The organism is Leifsonia sp. NPDC058194 (assembly GCF_042883605.1).
Lineage (GTDB): Bacteria > Actinomycetota > Actinomycetes > Actinomycetales > Microbacteriaceae > Leifsonia.
On the sequence record NZ_JBHVVL010000002.1, the window covers coordinates 279,645 to 293,224 of the forward strand.

Annotated in this window: 13 protein-coding genes; 9 read left to right on the plus strand and 4 right to left on the minus strand. The window is 70.6% G+C overall.

Annotated features, from left to right (window positions below):
- The first annotated feature begins 141 nt into the window (after window positions 1–141).
- The 9 genes from ACFVU2_RS08085 to ACFVU2_RS08125 all read left to right on the plus strand — a co-directional run bounded on the left by ACFVU2_RS08085 (window position 142) and on the right by ACFVU2_RS08125 (window position 10,464).
- Window positions 142–1,356, plus strand: a complete 1,215-nt coding sequence (locus tag ACFVU2_RS08085; protein WP_387872817.1) for an alpha/beta hydrolase — start codon at window positions 142–144, stop codon at window positions 1,354–1,356.
- Between the two features lie 29 nt (window positions 1,357–1,385).
- Window positions 1,386–3,170: an alkaline phosphatase family protein gene (locus tag ACFVU2_RS08090; RefSeq protein WP_387872819.1), complete on the plus strand. Its 1,785-nt coding sequence runs from the start codon at window positions 1,386–1,388 to the stop codon at window positions 3,168–3,170.
- A gap of 62 nt (window positions 3,171–3,232) precedes the next feature.
- Complete coding sequence (gene gatC, locus ACFVU2_RS08095; protein WP_387872821.1) at window positions 3,233–3,529, plus strand: Asp-tRNA(Asn)/Glu-tRNA(Gln) amidotransferase subunit GatC; 297 nt, start codon at window positions 3,233–3,235, stop codon at window positions 3,527–3,529.
- 2 nt (window positions 3,530–3,531) lie between these two features.
- Window positions 3,532–5,079, plus strand: a complete 1,548-nt coding sequence (gatA, locus tag ACFVU2_RS08100; protein WP_387872822.1) for an Asp-tRNA(Asn)/Glu-tRNA(Gln) amidotransferase subunit GatA — start codon at window positions 3,532–3,534, stop codon at window positions 5,077–5,079.
- On the plus strand, window positions 5,079–6,578 hold the full coding sequence (gatB, locus tag ACFVU2_RS08105) for an Asp-tRNA(Asn)/Glu-tRNA(Gln) amidotransferase subunit GatB (protein ID WP_387872824.1): 1,500 nt from the start codon (window positions 5,079–5,081) through the stop codon (window positions 6,576–6,578). The genes gatA and gatB overlap by 1 nt, the downstream gene beginning before the upstream one ends.
- 112 nt (window positions 6,579–6,690) lie before the next feature.
- Window positions 6,691–7,248, plus strand: a complete 558-nt coding sequence (locus ACFVU2_RS08110) for a YbaK/EbsC family protein (protein WP_387872826.1) — start codon at window positions 6,691–6,693, stop codon at window positions 7,246–7,248.
- Window positions 7,245–8,162 carry an oxygenase MpaB family protein gene (locus tag ACFVU2_RS08115; protein ID WP_387872827.1) on the plus strand — a complete coding sequence of 306 codons (918 nt, stop codon included), beginning with the start codon at window positions 7,245–7,247 and terminating at the stop codon, window positions 8,160–8,162. The genes ACFVU2_RS08110 and ACFVU2_RS08115 overlap by 4 nt, the downstream gene beginning before the upstream one ends.
- Before the next feature lie 80 nt (window positions 8,163–8,242).
- The gene (locus ACFVU2_RS08120; protein ID WP_387872828.1) at window positions 8,243–9,976 is read left to right on the plus strand and encodes an APC family permease; all 1,734 of its coding nucleotides are present in this window, start codon (window positions 8,243–8,245) and stop codon (window positions 9,974–9,976) included.
- 53 nt (window positions 9,977–10,029) lie between these two features.
- Window positions 10,030–10,464 carry a PaaI family thioesterase gene (locus ACFVU2_RS08125; protein WP_387874389.1) on the plus strand — a complete coding sequence of 145 codons (435 nt, stop codon included), beginning with the start codon at window positions 10,030–10,032 and terminating at the stop codon, window positions 10,462–10,464.
- Window positions 10,465–10,489: 25 nt separating this feature from the next.
- Here the strand turns inward: ACFVU2_RS08125 and ACFVU2_RS08130 are convergent, their stop codons facing one another.
- The 4 genes from ACFVU2_RS08130 to ACFVU2_RS08145 are packed head-to-tail and all read right to left on the minus strand — an operon-like array spanning window position 10,490 to window position 13,516.
- A complete protein-coding gene (locus tag ACFVU2_RS08130; protein ID WP_387872830.1) occupies window positions 10,490–10,894 on the minus strand; it encodes a VapC toxin family PIN domain ribonuclease in 405 nt (134 codons plus the stop codon).
- Complete coding sequence (locus ACFVU2_RS08135) at window positions 10,891–11,112, minus strand: type II toxin-antitoxin system VapB family antitoxin (RefSeq protein ID WP_387872832.1); 222 nt, start codon at window positions 11,110–11,112, stop codon at window positions 10,891–10,893. Before ACFVU2_RS08135 ends, ACFVU2_RS08130 begins: the two co-directional genes overlap by 4 nt.
- Before the next feature lie 39 nt (window positions 11,113–11,151).
- Entirely contained in the window at window positions 11,152–12,840 is a 1,689-nt protein-coding gene (locus tag ACFVU2_RS08140) for a long-chain-fatty-acid--CoA ligase (RefSeq protein WP_387872834.1), read from the minus strand.
- A 10-nt stretch (window positions 12,841–12,850) separates the two neighbouring features.
- Complete coding sequence (locus ACFVU2_RS08145; RefSeq protein WP_387872836.1) at window positions 12,851–13,516, minus strand: SDR family oxidoreductase; 666 nt, start codon at window positions 13,514–13,516, stop codon at window positions 12,851–12,853.
- Window positions 13,517–13,580 lie beyond the last annotated feature (64 nt).

The window sequence follows — 13,580 nt, forward strand, 5'->3', positions numbered from 1 at the left end:
CTTCAGGGGTGCGCTCACCCGGTGCGCACTGCAAGGGCTTAGCTCGCTCGCTCTCGGAGGGACCCGGACGGAGTGCTGGTCGGCTTTGCAGCTGTTTCCATTGTTACCTCGGCAGTCTCGGGACTGACCGGGGCCTTCGTCATGCCTGCGGATGTCGTCGCCGTCTCCGCTTCCCCGACGGTCGCCGTCGCCGGGGTGACCTCCGATTCGACGACGGGCACGGCGAGTGCGGCGGCGTCGTCCGCTCTCGGGCGCCTCGCCGGCATCAGCGCCTCGGCCCTGCCCGCCTACCTCACCGGGCACCGCGCCGAGATCGACAAGCTCATCTCCGACCCGCCCGCGGCGAGCGACGTCAGCCGCGTCTGGTCCATCCTCGACGGCACGCAGCAGTCCGTGCTGCTGAAGGAGGCGCCGCACCTGATCGGCAACCTCGAAGGCGTGCCGTACAGCGTGCGGGGCAAGGCGAACGCCCTCGACCTGAAGCGGACCATCGCGACTGCGAAGGCCGACCTGAAGACCGAGCGGGGGAAGACCGAGCGCCTCGCCATCCAGCGGCAGCTGACGACCCTCGGCAACGTGAAGTCGGCGCTGTCGAAGAAGGACGGCGTCACCCGCACCCTCGTCTCCCTCGACACCTCCGCCGACGCCAAGGCCGCCATCGTCGTCGGCGACCTGAGCACCGCGAAGTACGTGAGCGTGCTCGTCCCCGGTATGTACATGTCCGTGGGAGAGCAGATCGAGGCGTGGGCGGAGGTCGCCCAGGACCTCCACGACCAGGAGACCGGCTTCCTGGGGCGCATCCTCGGCCCGCGCAGCGGAGCAAGCCCTCCCGGAGTCGCCGTGGTGGCGTGGATCGGCTACCAGACGCCGGTGCTGACCAACATCGGCGGCCTCGCGCTCGCGCAGCAGGGCGCCGACAGCCTCGAACGCACACTGGAGGGCATCAAGAGCCTGCGCGCCGACGACCCGCCGTACCTGAGCGTCTTCGCGCACTCGTACGGCTCGACGGCCGCGCTCCTCGCGCTGGAACGCGGCACCGTGGAGGTCGACGCCCTGGCCCTGATGGGGTCGCCCGGCAGCGACGCGCAGTCGGTGAAAGACCTCTCGGTGCGCGGCGGGAACGTGTGGGTCGGCGAGGCTCCCATGGACCCGATCGTGGACAGCGCCTTCTTCGGCAGCGACCCGGGCTCGCCGTCGTACGGGGCCAAGAAGATGGGTGTGAGCGGCGCCGTCGACCCCCTCACCCACCGCACGCTCGCGGGATCCACCGGCCACAACGAGTACTTCACCTCGGGCACGGAGTGCATGCGCAACCTCGCGATGATCGGGATCGCCCAGGGGCGCCTCGTTCTGTGACCGGTCCGCGCCGACGCATAATGGACGGGATGGGATCGGACGACGCGCAGCAGGACGCCGGGCAACAGGACGTCGAGCAGCAGAACGAGAGCCGCGGTTCGTCGCGTCGCTCGTTCTTGAAGGGCGCCGGCCTCGTGGCGGCGGGCGCCGTCACCGGCGGCGCCGGGGGAGCGGCCGCAGGGGCCGCCTACGCCTCCCGGCCGGTTCCGGGCGAGGCGCCGCGCGCCGAGCCCGGCGAGGAGTACCCGCCGTTGCCGCCGCGGTCGCGGCCGGGCTTCGACCACCTGGTCGTGCTCATGTACGAGAACCGGTCGTTCGACAACCTCCTCGGCTGGCTCTACGACGAGAAGAACCTGCCGAAGGGCAAGCGTTTCGACGGGCTGGCGTTCGGCGAGTACAGCAATCCCGACCCGAACGGCGGCGCGGACATCCCGGTGCACGCCTACGAGGGCACGACGGACTTCGTGATGCGGCAGCCCTCGCCGGATCCGGGTGAGGTCTATCCCCACGTCAACACCCAGCTCTTCGACATCGTCGACCCGCCGTCGAACGCCGACGCGCTGGTGAAGGACATGCTGCCGCCCTTCAACGCGCCTCGGCCCGGCCAGAAGCCGACGATGGACGGCTTCGTGCGCGACTACATCGGCGTGCTGCGCAAGGACACCGGCCAGGAGCCGGGACTCGACGACTACCGCCGCATCATGGGCGCGTTCACCCCGGACATGCTCCCGGTGTTCTCGACGCTCGCCCGCCAGTTCGCGGTCTACGACGACTGGCACTGCGCTGTGCCGTCCCAGACGTTCTGCAACCGCTCGTTCTTCCATGCCTCCACCTCGCACGGCTACGTCGACAACGGGGGAGACGGCGGGCTGCGCAAGTGGTTCGACCCGGCGAACGACGCCCCCACGATCTTCAACCGGCTCGAAGAGGCCGGGCGCACCTGGCGCGTGTACTACGACGACCGCCAGCTGATCTCGCTGACCGGTTTCATCCACGCGCCCGCGCTCGAGCCGTACTGGCGCACCAACTTCCGGACGATGTCGCACTTCTACAAGGACGTCGAGGAGGGCACGCTCCCCGACTACGCCTTCGTCGAGCCGCGCCTGCTGTACGACCACAACGACATGCATCCGCCGGGCGGCCCCGAGACGGAGGCGGACGTCGCAGGCGAGGTCGTCGTCGGCGGCGCGATCTCCGATGTGCGCGCCGGCGACCTGCTGCTGCACAATGTCTACTCGGCGATCCGGTCGTCCCGCAGCGCGCAGGGCTCCAACGCGCTGAACACGATGCTGCTCGTCACGTTCGACGAGCACGGCGGGACGTACGATCACGTGCCGCCCGGTCCTGCGACGCCGCCCGACCAGAGCGGTCCGGGCGAGAATGGCTTCCTGTTCGACCGGCTCGGCCTGCGCGTCCCCGCGATCGCCATCTCGGCGTACACCGAGCGCGGGTCGATCCTGCATGAGGAGATGCACCACGCCGCCGTGATCGCCACCCTCTGCGAGAAGTACGGGCTCGACAACCTGACCGAGCGCGATCGCGGAGCGCGCACCCTCCGCGACGCGATCAACCTGACCGCGCCGCGACAGCCCGGCACCTGGCCGGACACCCATCCGCAGTACCTTCCTGCGAACCCTGAGGCCGACGCTCCCGCACCCGGCGATCAGGACCGCCCGCTGAGCCCGCCCGGCGTCGGTCTGGTCGGGCTCCTCACCGCGCGCTACGGGCGGGCGGGGGATGCGATCCCGGTGACGTACCAGGAGGCGTACGACGCGGTGCACCGTCTCGGCCTCGGGCTCTTCGGCGAGCAATAGAATCGTTCCAGGCCGCCGGGCGCACCCGCGGCACCTCAACACACCAGCACCGACGGAGACGTATGTCCGAAATCAGCGCAGAACAGGTCGCGCACCTGGCGAGTCTCGCCAGGATCGACCTCAGCCCCGAAGAGATCGAGAGCCTCACGAGCGAGCTCGGCCAGATCGTGGAGTCGGTCGCGAAGGTGCAGCAGGTCGCCGGACCCGACGTCCCGGCCACCAGCCACCCGCTGCCGCTGACGAACGTCTTCCGGCGCGACGAGATCGCACCGTCGCTGACGGTCGACCAGGCGCTCTCGGGCGCCCCCGCACGCGACGGCGACCGCTTCAAGGTCGCCGCCATCCTGGACGAGGAGTGACCATGACGGATCTGACCCGGCTCACCGCCGCCGCCCTGGCCGACCTGCTCACGGCGGGGGAGGTGTCGTCCGTCGAGGCGACCCGCGCCCACCTCGAGCGCATCGAGGCCGTCGACACCGACGTGCACGCCTACCTGCACGTCGCGGGCGAGAAGGCGCTCCGTACCGCCGCCGAGATCGACGGCCGCCGCGCCGCGGGCGACGCCCTCGGCCCGCTCGCGGGCGTTCCCGTCGCGATCAAGGACGTGCTCGCCACCAACGACATGCCGTCGACCTCCGGATCGAAGATCCTCGAGGGCTGGCTGCCGCCCTACGACGCGACCGTCGTGCGCAGGCTGCGCGAGGCCGACCTGGTGCCGCTCGGCAAGACCAACATGGACGAGTTCGCGATGGGCTCCTCCACCGAGCACTCCGCATACGGCCCCACCCGCAACCCGTGGGACCTCGAGCGCATCCCGGGCGGCTCCGGCGGCGGTTCGGCCGCTGCGGTGGCCGCCTTCGAGGCGCCGTTCGCGCTGGGCTCCGACACCGGCGGCTCGATCCGCCAGCCCGCGGCCGTTACCGGCTCGGTCGGCGTCAAGCCGACCTACGGCGGTGTGAGCCGCTACGGTGCGATCGCGCTGGCCAGCTCGCTCGACCAGGTCGGTCCCGTCTCGCGGACCGTCCTCGACGCCGGTCTGCTGCACGATGTGATCGCCGGGCACGACCCGCTCGACTCCACCTCGCTCACCGACACCTGGCCGTCGATGGCCGACGCCGCACGCGCCGGCCTGGCCGAGGGGGCGTTGCGCGGGGTCCGCGTCGGCGTGATCAAGGAGATCGCGGGCGAGGGCTTCCAGGCCGGCGTCAAGCAGCGCTTCGACGAGGCCGTCGCCCTGCTCGAAGGTGCAGGCGCCGAGGTCGTCGAGGTGAGTGCACCGAGCTTCGAGTACGCCGTCGCCGCCTACTACCTGATCCTCCCCGCCGAGGCGTCGAGCAACCTGGCCCGTTTCGACTCGGTGCGGTTCGGCCTCCGGGTCGACCCCGAGGACGGCCCCGTGACCGTCGAGCGCGTGATGTCCGCGACCCGCGACGCCGGTTTCGGCCCCGAGGTCAAGCGCCGCATCATCCTCGGCACCTACGCGCTGAGCGCGGGCTACTACGACGCCTACTACGGCAGCGCGCAGAAGGTCCGCACGCTCATCCAGCGCGACTTCGCGTCCGCGTTCGAGCGGGTGGACGTGCTCGTCAGCCCGAGCGCGCCAACCACCGCCTTCAAGCTCGGCGAGAAGCTCGCGGACCCGATGGCGATGTACCTCAACGACATCACCACCATCCCGGCGAACCTCGCGGGCGTGCCCGGGATGGGCCTGCCGATCGGCCTCGCGCCGGAGGACGGCCTCCCCGTCGGCATGCAGCTGATGGCTCCGGCCCGCGCCGACGCCCGGCTCTACACCATCGGCGCCGCGCTCGAGCGGCTGCTGGAGGAGAAGTGGGGTCGCACCCTGCTGAGCCAGGCTCCGGACCTGGCCGCCACCGAGATGTTCGCGAGCGAAGAAGGAGCCGTCTGATGGCCGGTGCGGATCTGATGGACTTCGACAAGGCCCTCGAGCTGTTCGAGCCGGTGCTCGGCTTCGAGGTGCACGTCGAGCTCAACACCAAGACGAAGATGTTCTGCGGCTGCGCCAACGAGTTCGGCTCGGGCGCCAACACGAACACCTGCCCGACCTGCCTGGGTCTGCCCGGCGGGCTGCCGCAGGTGAACGAGAAGGCGATCGAGTCGAGCATCCGCCTGGGCCTCGCCCTGGGCTGCGGCATCGCCGAGTCGAGCCGCTTCGCGCGCAAGAACTACTTCTACCCGGACACCGCGAAGAACTTCCAGACCTCGCAGTACGACGAGCCGATCGCCCACGACGGCTCGGTCACGATCGAGCTGGAGTCCGGCCGCGAGGTGACGGTGCTCATCGAGCGCGCGCACATGGAGGAGGACGCCGGCAAGCTGACGCACGTCGGCGGCGCCGCCGGCCGCATCCAGGGCGCCGACTACTCGCTCGTGGACTACAACCGCGGCGGCGTCCCGCTCGTCGAGATCGTCACGCGCATGATCGAGGGCGCCGAGGCCGACGCGCCGGAGATCGGCCGCACCTACGTGCGCGCGATCCGCGACATCGTGAAGGCGCTCGGCGTCTCGAACGCGCGCATGGAGGAGGGCAACGTGCGGTGCGACGCCAACGTCTCCCTCCGCCGCCGCGGCTCGGGGACCCTGGGTACCCGCACCGAGACGAAGAACGTCAACTCGCTGCGGTCGGTGGAACGCGCCGTGCGCTACGAGATCCAGCGGCAGGCCGCCATCCTGGACGCCGGCGGCACGATCATCCAGGAGACCCGGCACTGGCACGAGGACACCGGCACCACGAGCGCCGGCCGCCCGAAGAGCGACGCCGACGACTACCGGTACTTCCCCGAGCCCGACCTGGTGCCCGTCGCCCCGAGCCGCGAGTGGGTCGAGGAGCTCCGGGGCACCCTCCCCGAGCAGCCGTCCGTGCGCCGCAAGCGTCTGCTGGCCGAATGGGGCGTCACCGCGCTGGAGTTCCAGGACGTCGAGAACGCCGACCTGCTCGACGAGGTCGAGGCCACCGTCGCCGCCGGCGCGAACCCCACCGCCGCACGCAAGTGGTGGACCGGCGAGATCGCCCGTCTGGCGAACGCGTCCAACGTGCCCGCCGGCACCCTGGTGAGCCCGGTGCACGTCGCCGAACTGGCCGCCCTGGTCGAATCGGGCACCCTGACCGACCGGCTGGCCCGTCAGGTGCTCGAGGGCGTCGTCGCCGGCGAGGGCCGCCCGCAGGAGGTCGTCGACGCACGCGGTCTCGCCGTCGTCTCGGACGACGGCGCGCTGATCGCAGCCATCGACGAAGCCCTGGCGGCTCAGCCGGATGTGCTCGCGAAGATCCGCGACGGCAAGGTGCAGGCCGCGGGCGCCGTCATCGGCGCGGTCATGAAGGCGATGAAGGGCCAGGCCGACGCCGCACGCGTGCGGGAGCTCGTTCTGGAGCGCGCCGCTCAGTAACGACACCGGTCGAGCCGACGCCACGCGCCGTGCGAGCATCCGCTCGCACGGCGCGTCGCATTCTCCGGAGTCTCGCGTGGACACTCTCAGCAACCCGCGGCAGAGTAGGGGCATGGGCGTCTTCACACTGGGCGGGTTGACCTCGGTCCCCGCCGCCTCCCGCAGCGATCTGCTCGCACCCGCCGCGCTCGATGCGCTGACGGCCCTGGGCTGGCTGGACGAGGTGGGCGTGGTCGAGATCGACCCCGACGTCTCGGACACCGCGGCGACGCGGGAGGAGTTCGGGCTGGACGCCGCGACGCTCGCGAACTGCGTCGTCGTCGGCGGCAAGCGCGAAGGGGTGGAGCGCATCGCCGCGTGCGTCGTGCTCTCGACCACGCGCGCCGACGTCAACAACACGGTCAAGCGGCTCCTGGACGTGCGCAAGGCGTCGTTCCTGCCGATGGACAGGGCCGTGGAGCTGACCGGGATGGAGTACGGCGGGATCACCCCGATCGGGCTCCCCGCCGACTGGCCGGTGCTGGTCGACGCTCGGGTCGAGGGGGCGGAGGTGGTGATCGTCGGCTCCGGCGTGCGCCGCTCGAAGATCCTCGTCCCGGGGCGTCTGCTCGCCGCTCTGCCGCAGGCCCAGGTCATCGACGGTCTCGGGCTGGAGATCCCCGCCGGATGACCGGACTGCTCCAGCCCGTCCGCTCGCGCCTGATCGAAACGCTCGCAGGCCGCTCGGACGTCGTCCCGCAATGGATCCTCGACCTCGAGCAGGGCGACGACGCGGGATACTTCGGTCCGGGGAGCGCCGCGTGGGTCGTGCACGGCGGGATGCCGACGCTGGTCGCGGGCATCCGGGCGCTGCTGCTGCAGGCCCTGCACCCGGGCGCCTTGGCGGGGGTGCGCGAGTTCTCCCGGTACCGGGAGGATCCGCTCGGCCGTCTGGCCGGCACGATCCGCTGGATCCACACCGTCACGTACGGCAGCACGGCGCAAGCGGTAGCGGGGTCGGAGATGGTGCGGGCGCTGCACAGGCGGGTCGCGGGGACCTTCGTCGACGGGCACGGCGCCACGCGTCCCTACGCCGCGAACGACCCGGAGCTGGCGTCCTGGGTCCACCTCGCGTTCACGGACGCCTTCCTGACGGCGCACGAGCGGTGGGGCGGCCCGATCCCGGGAGGCGCCGACGGCTATGTCGGCGAATGGACCCGGGCCGCACGGCTGATGGGCGTCGACGACGCGCCCGCCGCGGCCGCCGAGTTGCGCGCGAGGATCGCGGCGGCGACCGACGCGGGCGACCTGCGCGGCGGTCCCGAGGTCGACGAGATCGTGCGGTTCATCCGCCGGCCGCCGCTGCGCCGGATGCTGCGGCCGTCGTACCGGGTGCTCTTCCGCGCCGCGGTGTCGACGCTCGAACCACGACATCGCGAGATGCTCGGCTTCCGTCCGCGCGGATCGGACCGGCTCGTGCCGATCGATCGCGCGACGGCGGCGGTGCTCCGCGGAGCCGGCGCGCTGCTCGGGCCGTCTCCGCAGGCGGAGCTCGCGGCTCGCCGCAGGCTGAAAAGACTGACAGACGAGCCCGGCCGCGCATAACCGCTCAACGGGCCCGATCGGAGTTACGCTGAGTCCTGCGCCCGCCCATAGATGAGCGGACCTCAGTTGTGGAGGTGCACATGACCGCGACAGTCCCCTCGAAACCGGACGACGTCGAGTCGAAAGGCCTGAAAGACGGCGCGCTCGGGCTGGTGTCCAGCGTCGTCGTCGGAGTCGCATCCACCGCTCCGGCGTACAGCCTGGCGGCGAGCCTCGGCTTCATCGTCGTCGGCGGCACGCTCGCCGCCGGGGTGAAGGCGCCCGGCATCGTGCTGCTGGCGTTCATCCCGATGTATCTGATCGCGGTGGCGTACCAGGAGCTCAACAAGGCCGAGCCGGACTGCGGCACGACCTTCACCTGGGCGACGAGGGCCTTCGGGCCGGTCACCGGCTGGATGGGCGGCTGGGGGATCATCGTCGCCGACGTGATCGTGATGGCGAACCTGGCGCAGATCGCCGGGTCGTACTCCTTCACCTTCGTCGGGAGCTTCGGACTGCCGGCCGTCTCCGCCTTGGCGGGGAACGTGGTGGCGACGACGATCGCCGGTCTGCTGTGGATCGCGATCATGACCTGGATCTGCTATCGCGGCATCGAGATCTCGGCGCGGCTGCAGTACGTGCTGCTGTCGTTCGAGGTCATCATCCTGATCTTCTTCGCCGTGTTCGCCCTGGTGCGGGTGTACACGGGCAACGCCGAGCCGTACTCGCTCATCCCGCAATGGGACTGGTTCAACCCCTTCACCCTCGACTTCGCCAAGACGATCGCCCCGGCCATGCTGACCGCGATCTTCATCTACTGGGGCTGGGACACGGCGGTCTCCATCAACGAGGAGACCAAGGACCCGGGCAAGACCCCCGGCCGCGCCGCCATCATCAGCACGCTGCTCCTGCTGGCCACCTACGCCGTCGTCACGGTCGCGACCGTCGCGTTCGCGGGGGTCGGGGACAAGGGCATCGGGCTCGCGAACCCCGCGAACTCCGGTGACGTGTTCTCGGCCATCGGCCCGACGCTGTTCGGCGGGGGAGTCGTCGGGTCGATCCTGATGGCGCTCCTCGGCTTCTCGATCCTGACGTCCGCGTCCGCGTCGACGCAGACGACCATCCTCCCGACGGCCCGGACGGCGCTCTCGATGGCGGCGTACAAGGCCATCCCGACGCAGTTCGCCCGCATCCACCCGAAGTTCCTCACGCCGACCTGGGCGACGATCGGGATGGGCATCGTCTCGGCGGTGTTCTACCTCGTGTTCACGTTCATCAGCTCGTCGCTGCTGAACGCGCTGATCGGGTCCATCGGCCTGATGATCGCCTTCTACTACGGCCTCACCGGGTTCGCCTGCGTCTGGTTCTACCGCAAGACGCTCTTCACGTCGTTCCGGCACGTGGTCATGCGCGGACTGTTCCCGTTCATCGGCGGCGTGATGCTGCTGGCCGTGTTCGTCTACGGCCTGATCAGCTTCTCCGCACCCGACTGGCTCACCGACGACAACGGCAAGAACGTCACCATCTTCGGCATCGGGGCCGAGGCCGTGGTGGGCGTGGGCGGTCTGCTGATCGGCGCGGTGCTCATGCTGATCTGGTGGTGGCGCAAGCCCGACTACTTCCGCGGCAAGACCCTCCCGATGCGCTCCCACGCGCTCGTGCTGGCGCCCGCCGGCGTGCCGACCTTCGGTCTGCCCGACTCGACGCCCGCGCGCACCGTCATCGCCCCGGACCGCTCGAATCTGCCCCCTGGGCAGATCCCGCTCAATGCTGAGACACTGGAGCCGGTCGAGCCGGACGACGGCACGACGACCCCGCGAGAGGACGGCACGTGACGGAACGCCAGCGCATCGTCGAATGGGAGGACCCGGCGCCGGGACTGGCGGTGATGCCCACGCTGAGCGGTCTCGACTATCTGCGGGCGATGATCGACGGGGTGCTCCCGCCTCCGCCGATCGCGAGCCTCATGGACATGACGCTCGTGGAGGCGGCACCGGGCACGGCGACCTTCGTCTGCGAACCCGACGAGTCGCACTACAACCCGATCGGCACGGTCCACGGCGGCCTCGTGTGCACCCTGCTCGACTCGGTGCTGGGCTGCGCGGTGCAGACGACGCTTCCGCAGGGGCAGGGATACACCTCGATCGAGATCAAGGTGAACTACCTGCGGCCCGTGCTCGCGGGATCCGGGCCGCTCACCTGCGTCGGCACGGTCACCAAGCCGGGCAACCGGGTCGCCTTCGCCGACGGGGTCGTGACGGACGCGTCGGGCAAGGTGGTGGCGACCGCGACGGGGTCCTTGCTGGTCTTCCCGATCGGCTGAGACGCCGCTATCGGCTGAGGCGCCGCTAGGCTCTGACGAATTCCTGGCGGAGGGCGCCCTCAGTGGCGCTCTCGATGCAGCCGAAGTCGCGGTCGGAGTTCAGGACGACGGCGCCGTTCGCCACGGCGTACGCCGCGATGAGGCAGTCGAACGCGCCGGCGGCTCTCGGCATCCCGCTGTTCCACAGCGCATGCTGGATGTCGAGGACCGCCTTCTCGGCCGGATGCGCCCACGCGGCGAGCAGGTCGTCCATGTCCTCCCGCAGCTCCGCATACTCTTGGGACGTACGCGCGGAGTGGCAGTATTCGAGGACCTGAGGAGGGCAGGTGATGATCAGGTGGTGCGGCGAGATCTCTCGAAGTCGCGCGGCGATGGTGGGGCTGGTTCCTGCTCGCTGCCAGATGCTGTTGTCGACGAGGTAGGTCGTCACGATGCGGGGCGATGCGCAGCGGGTGCGGTGGTGCCCGCATCGATCTGGTCGGGATCGAACCGGCGGCCGATGATCCGCTCGACCGCGGCCGGCTGGCGCCGGACGGCGATCAGCGTGCGGAGCGCGAGATCGACGGTCTCGCGGTTCGACGCGGCCCCGGTCAGCTCCTTGGCTTGCCGGAGTTCATCCTGATCGATGTCGATCGATGTGATGGCCATGGCGCCCTCCTCGCTTATATAGGCGAGTATATAGCGAGGCTAGCGGCCGAGCAGCTGGTCGCGGACCTTCCGGCGGATCACCTTGCCGACGATCGAGCGCGGCAGGTCGTCGACCTGCACGACGGACTTCGGAACCTTGTACGCCGTGAGCGAGTCGCGGGCGAAGGCGCGGATCGCGGCCTCGTCGAAGGACGCGCCGGGCTGCATGACCACGGCGGCGACGACCTTCTCGCCGCTGTGCGCGTCGGGGAGCCCGACCACGGCGACGTCGGCGACGCCCTCGAACGACCGCAGGGCGTCCTCCACCTCGGTCGGGGCGATGTTGAAGCCGCCGGAGATGATGAGCTCCTTGATGCGGTCCACGATGCGCACGAAGCCGTCCTCGTCCATCGTGGCGATGTCGCCGGTGCGGAACCAGCCGTCGGGGGCGAACACCTTGGCACTCTCGTCGGGCTTGCGCCAGTAGCCGGAGAAGACCTGCGGACCCCGGGCGAGCAGCTCGCCCTCCTCGCCGAAGGCGCGGTCCGTCGCCGGGTCCTCCGGATCGACGATGCGCAGTTCGGTGCTGGAGAGCGGGAGGCCCACGGTGCCGGCCTTGCGCCCGTCGCTGACCGGGTTGGCCATGAGCACGGGGGAGCACTCCGAGAGGCCGTAGCCCTCGACCAGGTAGCCGCCGGTGCGCTCCTCCCAGCCGCCGACGATGTCCTGCGGGAGGCTCATCGCGCCGGAGATGGCGATGCTGATGCCCTCGAGCGAGACGCGGCGCTTGTCGGCGGCCTGCACGAGGCGGTCGTAGATCGGAGGCACTGCGGGAAGGAACGTCGCGGGGCGCTTCTTCACCACGTCGAGCACGAGGTCCGGGTCGAACTTCGGGAAGAGGACGAGGCGGGCGCCCATGCTCATCGCGAACGTGAGGCAGAGGGTGAGGCCGTAGGCGTGGAACAGCGGGAGCACCGCGTACACCACGGACGTGCCGCGCTCGACCGAGGGGACCCAGGCCCGTGCCTGCGCCGCGTTCACCGTGAGGTTGGCGTGGGAGAGCATGGCCCCCTTGGGCAGACCCGTCGTCCCGCTGGTGTACTGGATGAGCGCGAGGTCGTCGGCCTGCGGGCGCGGTGAGGACGCCTTGAGCTTGCGGCCGGAGACCAGCTGCTCCCAGGTCACGGTCCCCGAGACCTTCGTGGTGAGCGCGTCGCGCGACTCCCGCGCCTTCCGGATCGGCAGGCGCAGCGCGAACCGCTTGGCGGCCGGCATCGCCGTGGTCATGTCGACGGAGATCACGGTCGTGACGCCGAGGTCGGCCGGGAGGTCCTGCACGGTCGCCGCGACCTTGTCCCAGACGATGGCGACCGTCGCTCCGTGGTCCTCGAACTGGTGGCGCAGCTCTCGCGGCGTGTAGAGCGGGTTGTGCTCGATCACCACAGCGCCGAGCCGCAGGGCCGCGTAGAAGGCCACCACGTGCTGCGGGCAGTTCGGGAGGACGAGCGCCACGCGGTCGCCTTTGCGGACGCCGCGCTTGCGCAGCCCCTCGGCGGCGCGCGCGATCTGGTCGCCCAGCTCGGCGTAAGTGGTCGTCGCGCCGAAGAACTCGAGCGCGACATGGCTGCCGTAGGTCGAGACGGACTCGTCGATGAGGTGGGCGAGGGATCCGGTGGGGACGTCGACGTCTGCCGGGACGCCCGGTGCGTAGTTCGCGACCCAGGGGCGCTCGCTGTAGATGCTGCTCACGGCCGCAAGCCTACGCGGGCGTGACGAGGGCCCGCACGGCCTCCGGGATCGGGGTGTCGCCCGCGACGGCCTCCCAGGTGCGCCCGATGGTGCCGGGCTCGCCGAGGCACGCGGCGATCAGGCGCGCGACATCCTCACGGGGGATGCTGCCCCGCTCCACGGATTCGCCGAGGGCCACGAGACCGGTGCCCTCGTCGAACGTCAACGCTCCCGGCCGCAGGATCGTCCAGTCGAGACCCGACTGACGCAGTGCCGTGTCGGCGTCGCGCTTGGCGTCCACGTAGGCGCGCCAATCGGCCGTCGCATCCGCGGCCACGGGGGAGTCGACGCCCCAGGCGGAGACCTGGACGAACCGGCGGATGCCCGCCTTCGCCGCGGCTTCGGCGGCCTTCACGGAGCCTCCGAAGTCGACGGTCCGCTTGCGCTCCACTCCGGACCCGCCGCCGGCGCCGGCCGTGAAGACCACGGCGTCGCAGCCGGCGAACGCCTCGGCGAGGGCATCGGAATCGGCCGACTCGATATCGAGAAGCACCCCTTCGCCTCCCAGGCGGTAGACGTCGTCGGCGTGCTCGTCGTTGCGGACGATCCCGACGAAGTCGTCCCCCTGGTCGTACAGCACCCGCATCAGCTGCTGCGCTACTTTTCCGTGGGCACCGACGATCGCTACTCGAGACATGACTCCATCTTGCTCCCTGCAGGGGCGGGTGCGCTCACGGCGAACGCGCACAGACATCCAGCCG